The following is a 19,267-nucleotide window of genomic DNA, read 5'->3' on the forward strand; positions in this document are numbered from 1 at the left end:
GTGTGCATCGTTGACAGTGCCTGCTCCCAATGCCTTTCGGAGGAGATCTTGTTTCATACAAAAACGCCCGGGCAAGGCGAGCAGCCAATGCCGAAGAAACTAATTTACTTACAATGCGCAGGCACTGCCTGCTCGCCTTGCTCACTCCCGAACTTTCGGGAACCCATGCTTCAACACTGCTGGTAAAGCCATGCGGTGCTAAAACTATTTGCCGTCACTAGGCGTTTCTTCAGGGTAGCTCTGGAAACTATCTGCATTTTGCTTGATCGGTACAATCACCCCACAAGCAATCCGCCCTCCGGCATCACCGGTCGGCTGACTGTGATAGTCGTCCGGATCAGCATGAACAATCAGCGCCCTGCCCGGACCACCAATAAGACTGTCCTTGTCATCGGGAGCCAGGTCTAAGATTTCTGAGAAATACTCGACGACAATCTTTCCATTCTCGGGAACATGAAGATTTGGAAGATCCCCTGCATGCGGACCATCAGGAACTTCAATCCCGTGCTCATGCCCTTCAGGTGCAAAATGACCGCCCGCAGCCGAGAAAGTTGGCTCACAAAGACCGGTTTCATGAACATGGAACCCATGCACACCAGCAGGCAAACCATCAAAGGCCGCAGTAATATGGAGCGTCTGGCTCAAAGTCTCAGTCAACACCACACGGCCAACCTGCTTGCCGTCAACGTCTTTCATAATGGCAACGGCAGTCGGCCCAGCAGGCACCTGATCTTCTTTAGAAGCCATCGCAGCAAAACTCGCAACAGCAAACCCGGCTGCAACAACTGCTGCCAATCCACTCAGCTTCATCATCCAAAAACTCCTGAAAACGCTCTATCCACGCGCAGAGTATTCAGCGTTGAGGCCACATCAAAATCACTATTGAAACCTCGGTAAACCAACACCGCTTGCCCAACTGATAAGTTGACCAGTCTTGGTTACACCTTCAATAGAAAACCCGGATCAGAACCAATCTGACCCGGGCTAAACTCTTTCAAAACCAGCAAGATCTTACTCAGCCGGTTCGCCTTTTTCATTCTCACGACCAAAGTTCGGCGCCGCAGATTCCTGACCGGCTTCAACAAGCTGATGGCGAATATCTTTGGTCCGCGCAAACAGCTTGAACAAGGCATCGCCATCACTCCACCGGATCGCACGCTGCAAGGCAGACAGATCCTCAGAAAAGCGAGACAGCATTTCAAGAATGGCTTCTTTGTTGTTCAGGCACACATCGCGCCACATGGTCGGATCAGAAGACGCCAGACGTGTGAAGTCACGGAAACCGGAAGCCGAGTATTTGATCACTTCTGACTTGGTCACCGTTTCCAGATCATCAGCCGTACCAACAATGTTGTAGGCGATGATATGCGGAAGGTGAGACACAACAGCCAGCACAAGATCGTGGTGCTCAGCATCCATGGTGTCCACATGAGAGCCACAGGCCTCCCAGAAGGCTGTCAGACGCGCGGTAGCACCCGCATCACTGTCGCTGTCTGGCGTAAGAATGCACCAGCGGTTCTCAAAAAGAGAGGCAAAGCCAGCATCGGGGCCAGAATACTCAGTACCAGCAACCGGGTGGCCTGCAATAAAATGCACGCCGTCCGGCATATGCGGTTTCATCGCAGAAATAACGGCGGCCTTCACAGACCCCACGTCAGTCACAATCGCACCCTCAGCTAAATGAGGGCCAATAGTTTTCGCCACGGCTCCACATGCACCAACCGGTACACAAACGATAACAAGGTCTGCCCCTTTTACGGCTTCTGCTGCGTCCAGATAATATCGGTCCCCAAGCTTCAACTCTTCCGCACGCTTCAGAGTAACTTCTGAGCGTGTGGATATAACAATTTCACCCGCCAGCTTTTCGCGGCGCATGACATGCGAAAGAGATGAGCCGATCAGACCGATACCAATCAGTGCGACCCGGCTAAACAAGGGTTCAGACATGGAGACCTTCTATTAGAACTACTTCAGAAATTCAGAGAGAGCAGCAACAACATCTCTGTTGGCTTCCTCACTACCGATTGACATGCGCAAGGCATTGTCAAATCCATAGGCTTTCACCTGCCTCAGCACACACCCGCGTTCCAGCAGGAAGGCATCCGCATCGACAGCCCGCTTCCCCTGTTCCTCAGGGAAATGGATCAGAATGAAATTGCCGACACTTGGCGTTACGTCAAGACCTAGTTTGGTCAGTTCGTTAACTACCCACGGCAACCATTCGTTATTGTGGCTAACTGCCTGCTCAATAAACGCCTGATCACGCACAGCAGCAGCGCCAGCTGCAATCGCAGCAGCATTCATGTTAAACGGCCCGCGAATACGGCCCAGCGCATCAATGATATGCTCAGGACCATACGCCCAGCCAACACGCAGCGCTGGCAGACCATAAGCCTTGGAGAACGTCCGTGTCATAACAACGTTTTCGGAGTTCGCAACAAGCTCAATACCGCACTGATAGTCATTCCGGCGCACATACTCAGCATAGGCTGCATCGAGAACCAGAATACAGGTCTTCGGCAACCCGGCGTGCAAACGCTTAACTTCGTCAAACGGAATATAAGTGCCAGTCGGGTTGTTCGGATTGGCCACAAAAACCATTTTGGTTTTCTCGGTCACTCGTTCCAGAATGGCATCCACATCCGTTTTCAGGTCTTTTTCTGGGGCAACAACAGGTGTCGCACCAGCTGCATGGATCGCAATCTTATAAACAAGGAAGCCGTGCGTGGTATAAATAGCCTCATCGCCTTCACCCAGATAGGCATAGGCCAGCAGGCTCAGCACTTCGTCAGAGCCACATCCACAAATGACGTGATCTGGGTTCAGGCCGTATACTTCACCAATTGCTGTGCGAAGTTCGCCAGCGCTGCCATCGGGGTAAAACTGAAGCTCGGAAATGGTGCGGTAAGCTTCAAGCGCTTTCGGGCTCGCACCTAAAGGAGATTCATTGGAAGAGAGCTTATGTAGTTTATGGCCACCATTTGCCTTCGCCTTACCGGGTACATACGGATCAATTGCCAACACACCAGCACGAGGGACAGGGCGTACTACCTGCTCTTCCATCAACTCATTCCTTTATTCAAAAAACACGCAATTTAACCAACTGCGTCTGCTTCACTATCAAATTCATCATCTAGGTCAAGCGGCGCGGGGTATCCACCGACATATCTAAGTTTATCCGGCGTCGCCTCGGCAGCTTCAAAGAAAGTCGCCAGCTCCTGCTCGGATATATTCCCCGGAACAGCTAATAGCGCATCTACGCCTTCAAAACTGCGATAAAAACTCAACACTTCTATACCTTTGTGCATCAATGAGCTCGGTATAGCTCCCGTCCAGCGCACATCGTAAACACAAATATCCGGCTTCTCAGTTTCAGCAGTTTGAGCCGCAACCACAACAGCAGGCAGATCAGCAGGCCTGTCCTGAACAACCAAAAACGGAAGCCTTGCAATAATCGAAGGACCATTGGTGCCATCATCCCGTGCGCCCATGCCACGCCACCAAGGCGTTTCTGCACGTTCTTCAAGCCCGATCACACCAAGATCGACCTGTGAATAATCAACCGCCGCAAGCACAGCAGAGGGGTCTATCTCGCGTTGCTGTTCAATGGCGTAACCAAAATAGAAGCGTGTCAGCTCACTCATTGCGAGTCGATCTGCACTTCCATCAAGTTGTACACGATAAGTTGTCTGGGCATTTGTGAGCGAAGAGATTATCTCACGCCAAATATGTTCCAATGACATAATAGGCAGAACACCGCGATGGTTCTCAACCAACCGTCGCATAATATCTGCTTCACGAGAGGGCCTAAAAACAGCATGCATAGAACCTTGTTCAGCTTTTGCCGCAACAATATGCTCAATCAGGTCAGCACGCTCCATAAGCAAGGCATGCAATTTATCATCAACTTCATCTAGTTTATCGCGGACTTGAGACAAGCTCATTTTTGAATCCGAAACTGATGAAGACCCAGACATTGCACTAACCCACTCGAATTATTGAACAGAACCCATGTAAATTCATAGGAAACAACGACGGTGAAAGCAAAAGAAAACGTTGACACACTGCCAATTGGCACCTAGCAAAAACTCTCTTGCAATCCTTTAGAGGAACACCCAATTCGCCTTCACAACACCGCGGAAGAAAACATGACTGAGACTGCCAGCGCAAAACCGGAGAAGACTCCGAATATCTCACCCTCAACACAAGCCAGTGTTGCAGCGGCACAGATGGATATGCCTGCCAGCAAGCTCATGCGATTTGGTTCAGACAATCCTCTCCGGCTTGATGAAGGTACAGAACTCGCCCCTTGGCAGATTGCTTATGAGACCTATGGCGAGCTGAATGAAGACAAGACCAACGCCATTCTTGTGTGCCACGCCCTCACCGGTGATCAATACGTTGCCTCTGAGAACCCTGTAACCGGCAAGCCCGGCTGGTGGTCCATGATGGTTGGTCCTGGTCAGCCAGTAGACACCGACAAGTACTTCGTCATCTGTGCAAACGTGCTCGGCGGTTGCCTCGGCACCACTGGTCCTGCATGCACCAATCCGGAAACCGATGAGGTTTACGGGCTCGATCTGCCTGTCGTCACAATCGGCGATATGGTGCGCTCCCAGGCAAAACTGGTTGAAGCGCTCGGTATCGAAACTCTTTTCGCAGTTGTCGGCGGCTCCATGGGCGGCATGCAAGTTCTGCAATGGGCATCTGCCTATCCAGAAAAAGTATTTGCAGCAGTCCCAATCGCTGCAGGCCCGCGCCATTCCAGCCAGAACATTGCCTTCCATGAGGTAGGCCGTCAGGCTGTCATGGCGGATCCAGACTGGTGCCACGGACAATATGCAAAAGAAGGCAAGCGCCCTATGAAGGGCCTGTCTGTTGCCCGCATGGCAGCGCACATCACCTACATGTCTGATGAAAGCCTGCACAGCAAGTTTGGCCGCAACCTGCAAGACCGCTCAGCCATCACTTTTGGCTTCGATGCAGATTTCCAGATCGAAAGTTATCTGCGCCATCAGGGCATGACTTTTGTCGATCGCTTCGACGCAAACTCGTATCTCTATGTAACCCGCGCGATGGATTACTTCGATCTCGCGGCAGCACATGGCGGCAAACTCGCAAACGCGTTCTTGCATAGCACAACCCGTTTCTGCGTCATGTCGTTCACAACGGACTGGCTTTTCCCAACCTCGGAAAGCAAAGATATTGTACGAGCCCTCAACGCAGCTGGAGCAAACGTCTCCTTTGTTGAAATCGAGAGCTCACGCGGACACGATGCATTCCTTCTTGATGAACCTGAACTGTTCAAAACAATGCGTGGCTTCCTGACAGGAGCAGCAAAAGCCAGAGGTATTCCCGCACCGGGAAATGGTGATTGACCGTAACACTGAGCAGTAAGCTTCATCAGAAAGCAGATTCATTATGAAAAAACATGATTTGAGTAATGTACGCGGCGATCACCGAATTCTCTGCGATTTTGTAGCATCAGGCTCACGCGTTCTGGACATCGGTTGCGGCACTGGCGAACTTCTGGAACTGCTGATCGATACACGCGGCGTTGATGGCCGTGGCTTCGACACCTCGCAAAAAGGCGTGAATGAAGCCGTTGCCCGCGGGCTCTCAGTGGTACAAGGCGATGCAGACAACGATCTTGCAGCCTACCCGGACGATGCTTTCGATTACGCAATTCTAAGCCATACGCTTCAGGCGACAATGGACCCGAAACAGGTTCTTGAGCAGTTGCTTCGCATCGGTAAGAAAGTCGTCGTGTCCTTCCCGAATTTCGGCCACTGGCGCAACCGTATGCAGCTGCTCTTCAAAGGCAGAATGCCCGTCACCGACTATCTGCCTTACGAGTGGTACGACACACCAAACATCCACTTCTGCACGATCCGTGACTTTGTTGCTCTCTCTGAAGAAGTCCATGCTAAAGTCATTAAGGCAGAAGCTTTGGATGCAAGAGGCCAGCGCATTGGGTTCAATGCACCATGGTGGGTCTGGAACCTGATCGGCGATCAGGCCGTCTTCCTTCTGGAACGGAAGTAATCAAAATTCAGCTTTCGCCCTCGTTGGCGAAAGTTCCTTCTTGCTGGCGACTGTGCCCGTTCATCGCCTGCGCACCGGCAGTCTTTCCATTAGGCAAAAAGACTGGTCGCAAGACCCGCGTCACGTGGCTCGCTTTCATCGGAATACCACGGTACACCTGCTTCTCAGCTTCAGTGACCAGCAACCCCGCAAACGCAGACCAGGCCACCGCCCCTAAACGCTCAAAACTGCGCGCATTCTTCAAAACCATTCTCGAGTTTGTCGGCGGCACAAACAGCGCCTCTTCCCGCGACACAACTGAAAGGTGATGATTGCTCAGGAAGTTATCGAGCTGCGGTCTTGAATAAGGACGACCATACCCAAACGGTGAAACCTCTGATCGTGCCCACGCACCACGTCGATTGGGAACAATCACAATCACCCGTCCACCTGGAGACAAGACCCGGTAGACTTCATCCAACAACGCCCCAGGTTGCCCTGCCATCTCCAACGAATGCACAAGTAAGATGCGGTCAATGCAGGAATCTGGAAACGGCAACTGACTATCTTCCATCAGGAAGGCTTTGTTTGGCACTTCAACTTCACGCGGCCACTTCACCACGCCTTGCGCAGCAGGCATTCCGGCAAACACACGATTGGTCTTCTTCAGGTAAGGCCTCAGATAAGGAGCGGCATAGCCAATACCCAGCAAACTCTGACCATGCATTTCTGGCCAAAGCATTTTCACGCGGCTCCCAACCAACACCCGAAGCATCCGTCCAAGTGGCAGGTCGTAGAACTCTTTTAAGTGAGTAACATCAAGATACAACTGGTTCTCCGCGCGTTGCCTTCCCTTATCATGGGGTGCCAAAGCCCTGGGCGCAACGCTTCTTCCTGACGATTTGCAAGCTTAAATCAACCACACCCAGAGTTTTGTGAGTTTGCAGTTGAATTTGACAGCTTGTCCTCTCATGATCTCATAAAGATATACTGTATGCTTGGGAGCTGGTTGATGATTGAAGTTGAAGTCCGGCAGTTTGTTTGTCTGAAAGATAATTTCGGCGTTCTCGTTCACCACCCCGACAGTGGCTGTACAGTTGCAATTGATGTTCCAGAAGCAGCCCCCTACTTACAGGTTCTGGAAGAGACCGGATGGAACCTGACCGACATTCTCATCACACACCATCACTGGGATCATGTCGGTGGAATGGCTGAACTCGTTGAGAAGACAGGCGCAAAAGTAACCGGGCCAGAGCGCTCCCGCCAACACATCACAGGCATGAATCGCTTTGTTGAGGACGGAGATGACATTCTCGTCGGCCCAATTGCAGTCAAAGCCATAGGTACTCCGGGCCATACACTTGACCATATCTCCTGGTGGTTTCAGGAGGCAGGCATTGCTCACACAGGCGACACACTCTTCGCTCTCGGTTGCGGCCGTGTTTTCGAAGGAGATCCCGAAATGATGTGGGCCTCTCTGAGCCACCTGGCTAACACACTGCCACCCGAAACAAGGATCTATTGCGGTCACGAGTACACGCTGGCCAACGCCAAATTCGCTCTCACGATCGACCCAAACAATCAGGCATTGCAGGAACGGACAAAACGCATCGAAGCGCTCCGTGAAATCGGTCGCCCAACCCTGCCAACCTCCATGGCAGCCGAGCTTTCAACCAATCCGTTTTTGAGAGTCCGAGATCCCCTCGTCCAGAAAAACCTCAACATGGTCAACGCTGAACCCGTTGATATATTTGCAGAAATACGCCGCCGCAAGGACAACTTCTGATGCAGCTCGACCAGATCACCTCCTCAGCAACCGCTGAAGAAATCATCGCTGAACTGCAAATGAAAGAGCATCCGGAAGGCGGCTACTACACCGAAACCTTCCGGGATACAGAAGGCCCAGAAGGGCGCGGCTATTCAACGGCGATCTATTATCTTCTCAAAAAGGGCCAAAAGTCTCACTGGCACCGGATCGATGCAATTGAGACATGGCACTACTACGGCGGCGCCCCGCTCTGCCTTTCCATCAGCTCCGAAGAAGGCAGCCAAAACGACATCATCCTCGGCATGGATGTATTAAACGGCCAACGCCCTCAAGGTATCGTACCTCGCCATGCATGGCAGTCCGCACGAAGCCTCGGCGAGTGGACATTAGTCGGTTGCACTGTTGCTCCAGGTTTCCTTTTCGATGGCTTCGAGCTGGCACCACCAGACTGGAATCCTTGAGCCAAAGTCATCGAATCGCGCAATAAAAGCCTCGATAATCTTGACCAAACCTCAAAGAAATCTACCCGCAATTTTAGACAAAAGACGCATAAGACCTGCCCGGAAATCCTCGTAGATACAGAGACTTGTTGGTTAATTGCAGGACTCTGGAAAATTTTTCTGCGCATAAACTCTATGGTTTTTCCGCAGATACAGTTGAGAGATCATGCAGTTTAGCAACTCACGGCTCACACCCAAGACGTGCAAATTTTATGGCATCAAAGCACAACGTAGCAGTCATTATCTTTGCGTTATCAGAACTTTACATACCCGATAGCTGAACCCCGCATCAGCTTCTACTCACCCAATTATCAGAAACACCTGTAAGTAGCTCAACTATCCCGATTAATAACTCAGCACTCAATCCTCAATCACCACTTGCGTTGCTGGCTCTCCTCGGTAGATTGCCCAGCATAGGCGCTTTATGCGCCCGAACACACATTTGGAAGCTAATCTATGGCCCAAGGCGACATCAAAAAGGTTGTACTTGCCTATTCTGGCGGGCTCGACACCTCGATTATTCTCAAGTGGTTGCAGGCGGAATACGGCTGCGAAGTTGTAACTTTTACTGCTGACTTAGGTCAGGGCGAAGAGTTAGAGCCAGCACGACGAAAAGCTGAACTGCTTGGTATTCGAGAAATCTACATTGATGATCTCCGTGAGGAATTCATTCGGGACTTCGTGTTCCCAATGTTCCGGGCCAACGCAGTTTACGAAGGCGTTTATCTCCTCGGCACCTCTATCGCCCGTCCGCTCATTTCCAAGCGTCTCATCGAGATCGCTGAAGAAACCGGCGCTGACGCAGTTGCGCACGGCGCAACCGGTAAAGGCAACGACCAGGTACGCTTCGAGCTGGCATGCTACGCACTGAACCCAGACATCAAGGTGATCGCACCTTGGCGTGACTGGACGCTGAAGTCCCGTACTGACCTGATCGAGTTCGCAGAACAGCATCAGATCCCAGTACCAAAGGACAAGCGCGGCGAAGCACCGTTCTCCGTTGACGCAAACATGCTTCACTCCTCTTCCGAAGGTAAAGTTCTGGAAGATCCGAATGAAGAAGCACCAGAGTATGTCTTCCAGCGCACCGTTGACCCGCTCAGCGCGCCGGACGAAGTCACCGAGATCGAAATCGGCTTCGAAAAAGGCGATGCGTGCTCCATCAATGGCGTACACATGTCTCCGGCAACTCTGTTTGCCAAGCTGAACGATTACGGTCGCGACAACGGCATAGGCCGCCTCGATCTGGTCGAAAACCGTTTCGTTGGCATGAAGTCCCGCGGCATCTATGAGACACCAGGCGGAACAATCCTCCTGTCAGCACACCGTGCGATGGAATCCATCACGCTGGACCGTGACGCTGCTCACCTCAAAGACGAGTTGATGCCGCGCTATGCAAAGCTCATCTACAACGGCTTCTGGTTCTCCCCAGACCGTGAGATGCTGCAGGCGATGATCGACAAGTCTCAGGAGTTCGTGACCGGTACAGTTAAACTGAAGCTCTACAAAGGCAACGTTATCGTTGTTGGTCGTGCGTCCCCTTACTCTCTCTACTCAGAAGAGCTGGTGACCTTCGAAGATGACCACGGCGCTTACGACCAGAAAGACGCTGCAGGCTTCATCCGCCTCAACGCTCTGCGTTTGCGTACACTGGCAAAGCGGAACCAGATGACCAAAGCAAAAGAGTTGACAGACGCCTGAAAGGGTAAAAGCTCCTAAGCTTTAAATTAGTTATTAAACCCGCAGTGGAAACACTGCGGGTTTAATTTTGAGAAATACCTAGCAACAAAAATACAGCTACTTTCCGTTACTTACCTAAAAACGATCAACCAAAAGAGGCTTACTATTCATTAATTTTTTCATGGCTCAATCGTGTCAGTATTCAAAGACGAGGATACTAGACAGCGATGAAGAATGATAAAAAAGAACAAGAAACCAATCCCGTTGCAGATTTCCTCCGACATTTCATGATCTATGATCATGTACTCGAGCTCAAAGAGACCGGAGAGTTCAACGGAGCTGCCGATCACTTGCTGAACCTTCTTGGGCAAGGGTGCTCTGAAAATTCAGAGGAAACCATCGATCTGCCAAGAGCAAAGGCGAACTCAGAAAAGCTGGACAGTATGCCAGCTGAGTATGTTTCCGCTCTGTTTGACCAGAAAGCAAAGCTTTTCGATATCAAGCTACTGGAGATCCTCCAATACAGCCTACCAACCAAGATCCACGAAAAGATCAACACTCTCAAGCTTGGCCCCTTTAAACGTCTTTTAGATCTAGGTTGTGGCACTGGCTTAGCTGCCGAACTTTTTGAAGATCAAATCCCTTATAAAACTGGCGTCGACATTTCCAAGCAAATGCTCAAGCTGGCGAGAGACAAGAAGATCTACGACGATCTCCAGCAATGTGAAATCAACGAGTTTCTCGATCAAGATCATCCTCAGAAATGGGATTTGATACTCGCATCAGAACTCTTGCCGTACTTTGGTTCATTGGAAGATCTCTTCGAAGGTGTCGCCAGTAACATCGAAAAGAATGGCGTGTTCCTGTTCTCCGCTGAAGCTGTGATGGAGCCTGCATCCAATACCCAGCCCTACACGATGAGCGACAGTTGCCGCTTCAAGCATACAGAAGATTATCTCCGCAATCTCTTGGAGCAATTCGACTTTGCAACCCTCGACTTCACGCAGACCACACTCCGACAAGAGCACGAAAGTCCTGTGCTCGGACATCTTGTAGTCGCTCGCTATATGCCAGCGTGAGCGCTACAACCCGGCCATCAACGTTATCAGCACAACCACCAGCATTAAAATGCTTGGGTAGAAAGTCAGTGCAAAGCCGGTTCCACGCCATGGTGCCCCCTTCTCATAGCTGGCAAAAAACAGAATACGCCCGAGCGCAAACAGCAGCGCAGCTAACAGCGGTACCGACATCGTGCTACCGGGCATAACCGCAGCCCAGGCAATGTAGATGAACCCCGCCAACACCCCCTGCTCAAGTGTATTTTGCAAAATGCTCTGCAGCATCCTGGCTTCCTCACTGCCGTGGGTTAGCCCTCCTCCATCAATGTCATCAGCATGATAAAACCTACGCATTGCCAGACGACCTATAGAAATCATCAGCAATAAGGCAAGTGATAACAATGAAACCGCTGCCACCCAAAGTCGCTCAGAGGCATTCCAGTCCGCGGCAAATCCAAATGGATTGAGAAGCGCACCAAACAAAAGCACAATCGCGGTCACCAACGCTCCAACAATCATCCGCTGAAACACACCCCGCTGTTTTTCTGCAAAGTCCAATGCAACCTCCACTTAGAGAACATAATAGGAACAAACCCACAGCTATCTGCTGCGGACTGCTTGCGGCAAGGCGCTACCTCTCCTAGCCTAGGCACGTCTGATCAAGCAGGAGACTTTGATGACTATGGAAGCGCAGTTAGTTTTAAAAGTTGATAACGCCGCTGCGCGCCGCTTGTTTCTGCAGAAACACGCCCTTCTTGAAGCACCAACAGGCTCCTCGAAAGGAGAAGATCTCCTCGATCTCATTCACCGCATTGGCTTTGTGCAGGTTGATAGCATCAACACAGTAGAGCGTGCGCACCACATGATCTTGTGGTCACGCCGCCAAAGTTACCGCCCCAAACATCTCAAGAAGCTGCTGGAAAATGACAGAAGCCTCTTTGAGCACTGGACGCATGATGCCTCAATCATTCCAACCGAGTTCTTCCCTTATTGGCACTACCGTTTCCAAAAGAGCGCAGAAAGCTTGCAATCCCGCTGGAAGGTCTGGCGCGGTGCGGAGTATCAGGAAAAACTCAACCTCATTCTACGGCATATCGAAGAAAACGGCCCCGCTGGCACCTCAGATGTCGGCAAGGATGAGAAGCGCAGCAAAGGCGGGTGGTGGGAGTGGAACCCATCCAAAACAGCACTTGAATATCTCTGGCGGACCGGACAAATCTCCGTCTCCCGGCGTGAAAACTTTCAAAAACTCTATGACCTGACAGAACGCGTCATCCCTGAGGATCACCGCTCCGCTAAACCCAGCCATGCAGAAACCATAGAGTGGGCTTGCAACTCCGCAATCGACCGCCTCGGCTTCGCTACGCCCAGCGAAATTGCAGCCTATTGGGACAAATTAGACCTTGCCGATGTCAAAGCATGGTGTGAGCAAGCCCAGAAGCGTCAGGAACTGATCCTTGTTGAGATTCAACCTGCCAGCGACACGAAGCACAAATTATGTCTCGCACGCCCAACAATTGAAGATGAACTGAGATCCCTCGAAGCCCCATCCCAACGGATCCGCATCCTCAGTCCATTCGACCCGGCATTAAGAGACCGCAAGCGCGCTGAGTTTCTTTTTGACTTCAATTATCGCATCGAAATCTTCGTCCCTGAACCAAAACGGCAATACGGCTATTATGTCTTCCCCGTAATGGAGGGGGACAAGTTGATTGGCCGCATTGATATGAAGCGTGACAAAGCCTCCAATGCTTTGGCTGTAAAACGCTTTTGGCCCGAGGCTGGCATTCGCATGGGCAAAGGCCGCCAACAACGATTGGAAGCTGAACTGGAGCGATGCACCCAGTTTGCTGGCTGTGAAGATCTTCAGTTCCTCTCAGCTTGGCAAGGATAGCCCACTGGATGGCGGGACTATCAGAAACGTAAGTAACCTCCAATACTGCTGGTAAACGTCGCATTCTCGTCAGCACCAAGAGAGCAAATGGGCCAGCTTTTGCAAACTTTGTTGCGTATTCTGCTCTGCCTTGTGGCGCTGAATACCTCTGCCAGCCAGGCCCAACCTCTCTTCAATTTAGACGACCACTTCACCTTCAATCCGCAAGGCAAGTACCAACCCCGCTTCATTGGCCTGTTTGAGACAGATCGCAATAACACATCTGGAGCCGCCGAAGTCATCACGCCAGTCTTTCAGGACAGTCATGGCATGTTCTTCGCTGATGTCCGCTCCGGCAACTCCTCTGATGCTGTATATCTCATAAGTGCTGGCGGTGGCCTCCGTCACTTTGTGCGGCCAAACCTGATTGGCAGCACCTACATCTTCGTGAACTACAAGGAAGATTACGAACGCGGCCCCGCAACTGCAGTCACCACGGGCCTCGAGTTTCTGGCAAATAACTATGAGGCTCGCTTCAACGCACAATTCCCGACAAGCAAAGTCCGTATTCTGGAACCGGAACCGGGTAGCACAGACCAACGCGAAAGCATTCCTCTCCTCAACCTTTCAGGAGAGATTGGCTACGACCTCCCCGGAACTGATGATCTGGGGTTCGGCCTCCGCATCTATGCAGGAGGCTTTTATAGAACCGCCAACAACATTGAAGAGATAAGCGGGGCACAAGGACGATTTGAAATATCCCGTGCAGGCTGGTTTGGCCTACCTGGATTGAAGACCACATTTGTTGGACAGATCCGCTATCACAGCGACATCAACTATCCCATTGGTGCTTTTCAACTTCGCATAGGCCTTCCCATCGTCAAATATTGGAAGGGCATCACTGTCGATAACTATAATGAGCTCTCTCACATAGAACGTCGCATGACAGAACGTGTGCGACGCCCCCTCACTATTCACAATCGCACGCGTCGTATTCCCTAGAACTCCACTTAAAATGAAAGCCCTAGGCATTAAACCACTCGAAGCGTTACCCCTCCCGGTTTCAGGGCATCACAGACCCCCAGCATTAATGTTAATCTTTTCCGATAGGATACCGCTTCCAGCTCTTCCGGGGACAACCACATGAGGACTATTCCACTCACGCTCATTCCGTTCTTGCTCTACAACGCTGTGGCATTTAGGTGGTTTGAAGATCTAGAGCCGGTGCTTGATCAAGGCTACAACGTCACCCCGTGGGCTGCCATTGTATTCCAGATCCCACTGCCATCCGGACTGCTCGTTCCTCTGGATGTCGCCACCCTTCTGCTTGCAGGCACTTTGGTCCTGCTCTTCGTTGAGATCATCAAAGCCACCAGAACCAGCACACTCTCACTGGTAGATCACAGCTTGTCTCTGTTGATCCTCGTGGCCTACCTGATTGAGTTTCTCTCGGTGCAAGAAGCCGCCACCCCGCTCTTCCTTCTGCTCATGACCATCACGTTTCTGGATGTCATTGCAGGTTTCATCATCACCTTGTCCGGAGCACGGCGAGATGTAGTTGTGGCAACCAGCAACAGCTAACAACAAGTCCGCAGCATTGCGCTTTAATGCATAAAGGGCACCCGGTTGGATGCCCTCACGCCAGTCATAATGTGCAACACGCTTAAAGCGCGGCCAATGCCTTAGCAACATCTTCCAGCAGGTCATCTGCATCTTCCAGACCAACAGAAAGACGAAGCGTCTTGTCTGTAATGCCCAGCTCCAGACGCGCATCTTCTGCAACACTCTGGTGCGTAGTCGTCGCCGGATGGGTAATCAGGCTCTTCGCATCACCAAGGTTGTTGGAAAGGCTGACAATCTCCAACGCATTGGAGAACTTGAAGGCCGCTTCCTTACCACCCGCCAAATCAAACGCCAGCATGGTAGACCCACCCTGCATCTGCTTGGCCACGATATCCGCCTGTGGGTGATCAGCGCGGCCCGGGTAAATCAGGCGAGACACTGCAGAATGATCCGCAAGGAACTCTGCCAGCTTGCCAGCATTCGCAGTCTGACGCTCAACACGCAACGACAAAGTCTCCAGACCTTTCAGCAGAACCCAAGCGTTGAACGGGCTCATCGCAGGTCCGGTATGCTTGAACGGGTCATGGAATTCTTCCACAATCCACTTTTCATCGGAAAGCACGATACCGCCCAAACATCGGCCCTGCCCGTCAATATGCTTGGTCGCAGAGTAGATCACCACATCAGCACCCAAGGCCAGCGGGCTCTGCCAGATAGCAGTCGCAAACACGTTGTCTACAATAAGCCGTCCACCAGCTTCGTGAATAATATCCGCAACAGCTGGAATATCGATCACTTCAAGCGTCGGGTTGGTTGGGCTTTCAAGAAACGCCGCTGTGGTGTTCGGACGAACAGCTGCTTTCCATTGCTCAATATCAGTGCCATCAATCAGCGTGGACTCCACACCATAACGTGGCAGCAGCTTTTCGATGATGTATCGGCAGGAACCGAACAGCGCCTTTGGTGCAATCACGTGATCGCCAGCTTTAACGCAGGCCATAATCGCAGAGTTAACAGCCGCCATACCAGAAGCCGTGCCGCGTGCGGCCTCAGCGCCTTCCAGTTCGCACATTCGTCGCTCGAACATTCCTACGGTCGGGTTTGCGTACCGGGAATAAATATAGCCCGGATTCTCGCCCAAAAAGCGTGCTTCTGCCGCTTCTGAGCTGTCGTAAACATACCCTTGTGTAAGGAAGATAGCTTCGGATGTTTCACCAAAGCTGGAGCGCGTTGTGCCTCCATGAACAAGCCGAGTTGCTGGCTTCCAGTTCTTTGCGTCTGTCATCGCTCATTCCTGCCCGAAGAGATATTGCTCTACCCCTTCATTAAAAAACCCCGGCGCGGGCCGAGGTCTATACAAGAACCCGACCCTTTAGCTACTTGTTTTACGTGGTTGCAAGCCGGTCGACCAAATCACCACGGAATAGGCAGCGTTTTTACCTCGAAAATACACTAGGGTCAATCAATCAGCTTAGGTTGCAGACTTGGCGAGAGATCAAACTTACGTTAATCAGTGTCAGAACGATTTGAGTACCAGTGGGGCGGAACCAACAATGACAGGCATTCTTCCGGCAAAAGCGATTGAAGCTATGTTTGCCAGCGGTGCAATTCAAGCAGACAGAGTGCCCGACGAGGACCAGATTCAACCTGCCAGTCTTGACCTGCGCCTCGGCGTCAAAGCATGGCGTGTCCGGGCCTCCTTTCTGCCCGGCCCCGACGCGAAAGTGGAAGACAAGCTGGAAAAGCTCATCCTGCACGAGATCGACCTCTCCAAAGGCGCCGTGCTGGAAACCAACTGCGTTTACATCGTCCGCCTTCAGGAAGCGCTGGACCTCCCGGCTGAGCAATCCGCAACAGCCAATCCAAAAAGCTCCACGGGCCGCATTGATGTGTTCACCCGCGTCATCACAGACCAGGGCCGCGCATTTGACCGTGTTGAAGCCGGCTACAAAGGCCCGCTCTACGCTGAGATCTCTCCAAAGACCTTCCCTGTACTGGTCCGCGAAGGCTCTCGCCTGTCCCAAATCCGCTTCCGCGATGGTGAAACCCTCATCAATGATGAAGACCTGACCAAAGTGCACAACCAGCACACACTGGTGTCTGGCGGCAAGGACGAAGATGCCATCAACAACGGCGTACAGGTGTCCATCGACCTGAAAGGCTCTGGCAAAGACAGCCTCATCGGCTACCGTGCCAAGCGCCATACAGGTGTGATCGACGTTGACCGCAAAGACGCGCAGGACCCGGAAGACTTCTGGGAGCCGCTGTACAATCGCGGCGATGCAACGCTCATCCTCGACCCGAACGAGTTCTACATTCTGGTCTCGCAGGAAGCCGTCCACGTCCCACCACAATACGCCGCTGAGATGGTGCCATTCGACCCGCTCGTCGGCGAATTCCGCGTCCACTACGCAGGCTTCTTCGACCCCGGCTTCGGCCACTCCACCGTTGGTGGCACAGGGTCCAGAGCCGTTCTAGAAGTCCGCTCTCACGACGTTCCCTTCATCGTCGAACACGGCCAGACGGTTGGCCGCCTTGTTTACGAACACATGGAGGAAGTGCCAGAAACCCTTTACGGCGAAGGCATTGGCTCCAACTATCAGGGTCAGGCTCTGAAGCTCTCCAAGCACTTCAAAAGCAAAGAACCGGTAGGAGCATAAGCTGATGCCCCTCTTCACCGTTGAGCAGGAATACAACGCGATACTGGAAGAAAAGAAGTCACGCTTTCTTGCCTTTCTGGTACCCCATGTAGACTTTGCTCAGCGGCTGGCGGACCTTCGCGACGAGCACAAAAAAGCCAACCACCACGTCACCGCTTTCCGCAGAATGCTCCCCGAGGGACGCATTGATGAAGGCGGCAAAGACGATGGCGAACCGTCTGGCACTTCCGGCATGCCTACACTCAAAACGCTCATTGGTGCAGACCTTGTGGATGTGGGCGTCATCATCGTCCGTTACTTCGGTGGCACAAAACTGGGCACCGGCGGCCTGGCACGGGCCTACTCCGGCGCCGCAAATCTCGCCATTCGGGAAGCTGATCTTGTGCCATGGCTGCGCATCAAAACCCGCAGTGTCTCTGCCAGCTTCTCCAGCAGTGCCGAACTGGAACGCCAGGTCATACTGCTACAGCTTGAAATCATCGAACGCACCTTCACAGAAGACGGCGTAACCCTGCTCGTCAGCGGTCCTGAAGATCAGATCGACAAGCTTTAACCTTCTGTACCAGCTTACCTTTCCCGTTCTCTCAGCAATCTCACCGCACCCAACTAATTAAAATCCTAATAAAAACTTAAGCTTTGGCACGCGCCTTGCGATGTGAATCCCAGGAAATGGCATTTGTCTCATTTTGAGACAGTCGGGGGAGTGAAGTCATGCGTGTCACCCGCACTGGAAAAGCGATTAACACTGGAACAGACGCTGATCGTCGCTATCGCGATATCGGCTCTCGCCGTCACGCCAAAATCACAGAGCAAAATGCAGAGACTGTTTCAAGACGGAACACCTACGGGAAACCAGGCAAGGAACTGCAAGTCTCTGAGGATGTCGCCACCACGCAAACTCAGCACGAAAAAGACACCCAGTTCTATGAACTGCCAAAGCGCATCAACGTCTTCCGCTGCAACTCCGCTTTCCTCGCCCACCTCATCGGCATCAAAGAAAACGCCGCCCACCTGCGCGACCGCCGCCGCGTAGAACCCGAAGAAGGCGCCATCAGCTACACCACCACCGAAAAAGCCCCCCGCCTCATCGGCGAAGGCCGCATCATCGAATACAACGCGTAGGCTTCTGAACTCGTGCAACCAGAATCGGTTTGCTGCGTTCCACGATACAAACTTCCGTGCAGATCAGCGCAAATAACTTATTTCAAGCTACTCAATCAGCAGCGTCGCATGTTACTGTAATTGACATCTTCTATATTGCGAATTGAATACATTAAGATTTTTAAATGAGCATCATATGCTTGAATATGTTTCAGTATTTTCATTTAATGCATATTTGGCATTATTTCGAGGGCCGTTGACATTTTGGGAGCTGCTCTACCTTCCTTTGATCACAACAACACTCGTTATCTGGAAAGCTCTAACTCCTCGCCAATTATTAGCATTGACAGCTCTTCAGCTCGCAGGACTTCCCCTCGCTGGCTATTATTCGGGTGGATATGATGCAGTCTTCTCCATTCCAACAATCTATTTTCAAATTTCAAGCGCGATATACCCTTTTCTAGTATTCATCATTTTGATGATGATCATGTTTTTTTTGCTTAGAGGTCGGCAGAGCGCACTTTCAAAAACTCATAAGTCAATTCTTCTTTTTGTTGCAATCACCTTTTCGGTGTTCAACCCAGTTGTCGGAGTAACATCATTCACGATAGCAGCCACCGCTTCTATTTATCCGACTACTAATCTCATAGTTTTGTCGACCGCTGGCATGTTGCTGAGTGTCTTTGGACTTTTGACGATTGCCCCCGCTTCTGTCGGTTACCTGATAAATAGCCGCGAGGAAGAAACTGCTAGGAAAATTCTATGCTGGCTCAGCCCATTCATATGGACATTCGCTTTTCTTTGGGCCTTACGGTACGCCCTGATCTATTTTAACGTATCTCGCCTTTCGATAGACATAAGCATCTTTGATCATCAAGTAGATCTCATTTTGTTCTAGCTTTGATGTCTCTTCACAAACACCAACAGCACCACATGACATCCCATGCAGTGTTGAACCAGAGTTCCCGGAAGTCGGGATGAGCAAGGCGGTAGGCAATACCTGCGCTACTTGTTTAAAAATGTTTCTTCAGCATTGGCTA

The 19,267-nt window shown here is 51.6% G+C and carries 20 protein-coding genes and 1 riboswitch; of the genes, 13 read left to right on the top strand and 7 right to left on the bottom strand.

Annotated elements, in window-relative coordinates; translation table 11 throughout:
* Nucleotides 1-204: 204 nt before the first annotated feature.
* The 4 genes from PPL9_RS00225 to PPL9_RS00240 all read right to left on the bottom strand — a co-directional run bounded on the left by PPL9_RS00225 (nucleotide 205) and on the right by PPL9_RS00240 (nucleotide 3,944).
* Complete coding sequence (locus PPL9_RS00225) at nucleotides 205-813, bottom strand: superoxide dismutase family protein (protein WP_208980712.1); 609 nt, start codon at nucleotides 811-813, stop codon at nucleotides 205-207.
* Between the two features lie 198 nt (nucleotides 814-1,011).
* Nucleotides 1,012-1,947 carry a prephenate/arogenate dehydrogenase family protein gene (locus PPL9_RS00230; RefSeq protein ID WP_057460756.1) on the bottom strand — a complete coding sequence of 312 codons (936 nt, stop codon included), beginning with the start codon at nucleotides 1,945-1,947 and terminating at the stop codon, nucleotides 1,012-1,014.
* Between the two features lie 18 nt (nucleotides 1,948-1,965).
* The gene (gene hisC / locus PPL9_RS00235) at nucleotides 1,966-3,063 is read right to left on the bottom strand and encodes a histidinol-phosphate transaminase (protein ID WP_057460757.1); all 1,098 of its coding nucleotides are present in this window, start codon (nucleotides 3,061-3,063) and stop codon (nucleotides 1,966-1,968) included.
* Between the two features lie 32 nt (nucleotides 3,064-3,095).
* A complete protein-coding gene (locus tag PPL9_RS00240; protein ID WP_057460758.1) occupies nucleotides 3,096-3,944 on the bottom strand; it encodes a chorismate mutase in 849 nt (282 codons plus the stop codon).
* 285 nt (nucleotides 3,945-4,229) lie between these two features.
* Between PPL9_RS00240 and PPL9_RS00245 the strand changes: the two genes are divergently transcribed.
* Nucleotides 4,230-5,378, top strand: coding sequence for a homoserine O-acetyltransferase (locus PPL9_RS00245; protein WP_057460774.1), 1,149 nt, complete (start codon nucleotides 4,230-4,232; stop codon nucleotides 5,376-5,378).
* Between the two features lie 43 nt (nucleotides 5,379-5,421).
* The gene (gene metW, locus PPL9_RS00250; RefSeq protein ID WP_057460759.1) at nucleotides 5,422-6,045 is read left to right on the top strand and encodes a methionine biosynthesis protein MetW; all 624 of its coding nucleotides are present in this window, start codon (nucleotides 5,422-5,424) and stop codon (nucleotides 6,043-6,045) included.
* Nucleotides 6,046-6,052: 7 nt separating this feature from the next.
* Here metW and PPL9_RS00255 read toward each other — a convergent pair whose 3' ends face one another.
* A complete protein-coding gene (locus PPL9_RS00255) occupies nucleotides 6,053-6,853 on the bottom strand; it encodes a class I SAM-dependent methyltransferase (protein WP_057460760.1) in 801 nt (266 codons plus the stop codon).
* 186 nt (nucleotides 6,854-7,039) lie between these two features.
* On the opposite strand from PPL9_RS00255, the gene gloB reads away from it, so the two are divergent.
* The 4 genes from gloB (at nucleotide 7,040) to PPL9_RS00275 (ending at nucleotide 11,051) form a co-directional block, all read left to right on the top strand.
* Nucleotides 7,040-7,810: a hydroxyacylglutathione hydrolase gene (gene gloB, locus PPL9_RS00260; protein WP_208989077.1), complete on the top strand. Its 771-nt coding sequence runs from the start codon at nucleotides 7,040-7,042 to the stop codon at nucleotides 7,808-7,810.
* Nucleotides 7,810-8,253: a cupin domain-containing protein gene (locus tag PPL9_RS00265; protein ID WP_057460761.1), complete on the top strand. Its 444-nt coding sequence runs from the start codon at nucleotides 7,810-7,812 to the stop codon at nucleotides 8,251-8,253. Before gloB ends, PPL9_RS00265 begins: the two co-directional genes overlap by 1 nt.
* Nucleotides 8,254-8,748: 495 nt before the next feature.
* On the top strand, nucleotides 8,749-9,993 hold the full coding sequence (locus PPL9_RS00270) for an argininosuccinate synthase (protein ID WP_057460762.1): 1,245 nt from the start codon (nucleotides 8,749-8,751) through the stop codon (nucleotides 9,991-9,993).
* A gap of 206 nt (nucleotides 9,994-10,199) precedes the next feature.
* Nucleotides 10,200-11,051 (top strand): methyltransferase domain-containing protein, encoded by an 852-nt coding sequence (locus PPL9_RS00275; protein ID WP_057460763.1) that lies wholly within the window; start codon nucleotides 10,200-10,202, stop codon nucleotides 11,049-11,051.
* A 3-nt stretch (nucleotides 11,052-11,054) separates the two neighbouring features.
* On the opposite strand, the gene PPL9_RS00280 is transcribed toward PPL9_RS00275, so the two are convergent.
* Entirely contained in the window at nucleotides 11,055-11,588 is a 534-nt protein-coding gene (locus tag PPL9_RS00280) for an MAPEG family protein (RefSeq protein ID WP_057460764.1), read from the bottom strand.
* Between the two features lie 124 nt (nucleotides 11,589-11,712).
* Here PPL9_RS00280 and PPL9_RS00285 point away from each other — a divergent pair, with 124 nt between their 5' ends.
* The 3 genes from PPL9_RS00285 (at nucleotide 11,713) to PPL9_RS00295 (ending at nucleotide 14,484) form a co-directional block, all read left to right on the top strand.
* Nucleotides 11,713-12,924 (top strand): crosslink repair DNA glycosylase YcaQ family protein, encoded by a 1,212-nt coding sequence (locus tag PPL9_RS00285; protein ID WP_057460776.1) that lies wholly within the window; start codon nucleotides 11,713-11,715, stop codon nucleotides 12,922-12,924.
* 87 nt (nucleotides 12,925-13,011) lie between these two features.
* Nucleotides 13,012-13,905 (top strand): hypothetical protein, encoded by an 894-nt coding sequence (locus PPL9_RS00290; RefSeq protein ID WP_208989076.1) that lies wholly within the window; start codon nucleotides 13,012-13,014, stop codon nucleotides 13,903-13,905.
* Between the two features lie 141 nt (nucleotides 13,906-14,046).
* The gene (locus tag PPL9_RS00295) at nucleotides 14,047-14,484 is read left to right on the top strand and encodes a hypothetical protein (RefSeq protein WP_057460765.1); all 438 of its coding nucleotides are present in this window, start codon (nucleotides 14,047-14,049) and stop codon (nucleotides 14,482-14,484) included.
* Nucleotides 14,485-14,566: 82 nt separating this feature from the next.
* On the opposite strand, the gene PPL9_RS00300 is transcribed toward PPL9_RS00295, so the two are convergent.
* Nucleotides 14,567-15,751 carry an O-succinylhomoserine sulfhydrylase gene (locus tag PPL9_RS00300; protein ID WP_057460766.1) on the bottom strand — a complete coding sequence of 395 codons (1,185 nt, stop codon included), beginning with the start codon at nucleotides 15,749-15,751 and terminating at the stop codon, nucleotides 14,567-14,569.
* Nucleotides 15,752-15,818: 67 nt separating this feature from the next.
* A riboswitch (SAM riboswitch) is annotated at nucleotides 15,819-15,896 on the bottom strand.
* Between the two features lie 123 nt (nucleotides 15,897-16,019).
* On the opposite strand from PPL9_RS00300, the gene PPL9_RS00305 reads away from it, so the two are divergent.
* From PPL9_RS00305 to PPL9_RS00320, 4 genes are all read left to right on the top strand, one after another.
* Nucleotides 16,020-17,126: a 2'-deoxycytidine 5'-triphosphate deaminase gene (locus tag PPL9_RS00305; protein WP_057460767.1), complete on the top strand. Its 1,107-nt coding sequence runs from the start codon at nucleotides 16,020-16,022 to the stop codon at nucleotides 17,124-17,126.
* 4 nt (nucleotides 17,127-17,130) lie between these two features.
* Nucleotides 17,131-17,679 carry a YigZ family protein gene (locus PPL9_RS00310; RefSeq protein ID WP_057460768.1) on the top strand — a complete coding sequence of 183 codons (549 nt, stop codon included), beginning with the start codon at nucleotides 17,131-17,133 and terminating at the stop codon, nucleotides 17,677-17,679.
* A gap of 158 nt (nucleotides 17,680-17,837) precedes the next feature.
* Nucleotides 17,838-18,248, top strand: coding sequence for a hypothetical protein (locus tag PPL9_RS00315; protein ID WP_057460769.1), 411 nt, complete (start codon nucleotides 17,838-17,840; stop codon nucleotides 18,246-18,248).
* A gap of 175 nt (nucleotides 18,249-18,423) precedes the next feature.
* Nucleotides 18,424-19,125, top strand: coding sequence for a hypothetical protein (locus PPL9_RS00320; protein WP_057460770.1), 702 nt, complete (start codon nucleotides 18,424-18,426; stop codon nucleotides 19,123-19,125).
* Nucleotides 19,126-19,267 lie beyond the last annotated feature (142 nt).

The organism is Pseudovibrio sp. POLY-S9, assembly GCF_001431305.1.
In the GTDB taxonomy this organism is placed as follows: domain Bacteria; phylum Pseudomonadota; class Alphaproteobacteria; order Rhizobiales; family Stappiaceae; genus Pseudovibrio.

Bases quoted from the DNA above. Each gene is read 5' to 3' on its own strand.
- PPL9_RS00285 (WP_057460776.1), top strand. From the start codon at position 11,713: ATGGAAGCGCAGTTAGTTTTAAAAGTTGATAACGCCGCTGCGCGCCGC.
- PPL9_RS00310 (WP_057460768.1), top strand. From the start codon at position 17,131: ATGCCCCTCTTCACCGTTGAGCAGGAATACAACGCGATACTGGAAGAA.
- PPL9_RS00265 (WP_057460761.1), top strand. From the start codon at position 7,810: ATGCAGCTCGACCAGATCACCTCCTCAGCAACCGCTGAAGAAATCATC.
- hisC (WP_057460757.1), bottom strand. From the start codon at position 3,063: ATGGAAGAGCAGGTAGTACGCCCTGTCCCTCGTGCTGGTGTGTTGGCA.
- PPL9_RS00305 (WP_057460767.1), top strand. From the start codon at position 16,020: ATGACAGGCATTCTTCCGGCAAAAGCGATTGAAGCTATGTTTGCCAGC.
- PPL9_RS00275 (WP_057460763.1), top strand. From the start codon at position 10,200: ATGAAGAATGATAAAAAAGAACAAGAAACCAATCCCGTTGCAGATTTC.
- PPL9_RS00315 (WP_057460769.1), top strand. From the start codon at position 17,838: ATGCGTGTCACCCGCACTGGAAAAGCGATTAACACTGGAACAGACGCT.
- PPL9_RS00240 (WP_057460758.1), bottom strand. From the start codon at position 3,944: ATGAGCTTGTCTCAAGTCCGCGATAAACTAGATGAAGTTGATGATAAA.
- PPL9_RS00290 (WP_208989076.1), top strand. From the start codon at position 13,012: ATGGGCCAGCTTTTGCAAACTTTGTTGCGTATTCTGCTCTGCCTTGTG.
- PPL9_RS00225 (WP_208980712.1), bottom strand. From the start codon at position 813: ATGATGAAGCTGAGTGGATTGGCAGCAGTTGTTGCAGCCGGGTTTGCT.
- PPL9_RS00230 (WP_057460756.1), bottom strand. From the start codon at position 1,947: ATGTCTGAACCCTTGTTTAGCCGGGTCGCACTGATTGGTATCGGTCTG.
- PPL9_RS00300 (WP_057460766.1), bottom strand. From the start codon at position 15,751: ATGACAGACGCAAAGAACTGGAAGCCAGCAACTCGGCTTGTTCATGGA.
- PPL9_RS00270 (WP_057460762.1), top strand. From the start codon at position 8,749: ATGGCCCAAGGCGACATCAAAAAGGTTGTACTTGCCTATTCTGGCGGG.
- PPL9_RS00245 (WP_057460774.1), top strand. From the start codon at position 4,230: ATGGATATGCCTGCCAGCAAGCTCATGCGATTTGGTTCAGACAATCCT.
- metW (WP_057460759.1), top strand. From the start codon at position 5,422: ATGAAAAAACATGATTTGAGTAATGTACGCGGCGATCACCGAATTCTC.
- PPL9_RS00320 (WP_057460770.1), top strand. From the start codon at position 18,424: ATGCTTGAATATGTTTCAGTATTTTCATTTAATGCATATTTGGCATTA.
- PPL9_RS00295 (WP_057460765.1), top strand. From the start codon at position 14,047: ATGAGGACTATTCCACTCACGCTCATTCCGTTCTTGCTCTACAACGCT.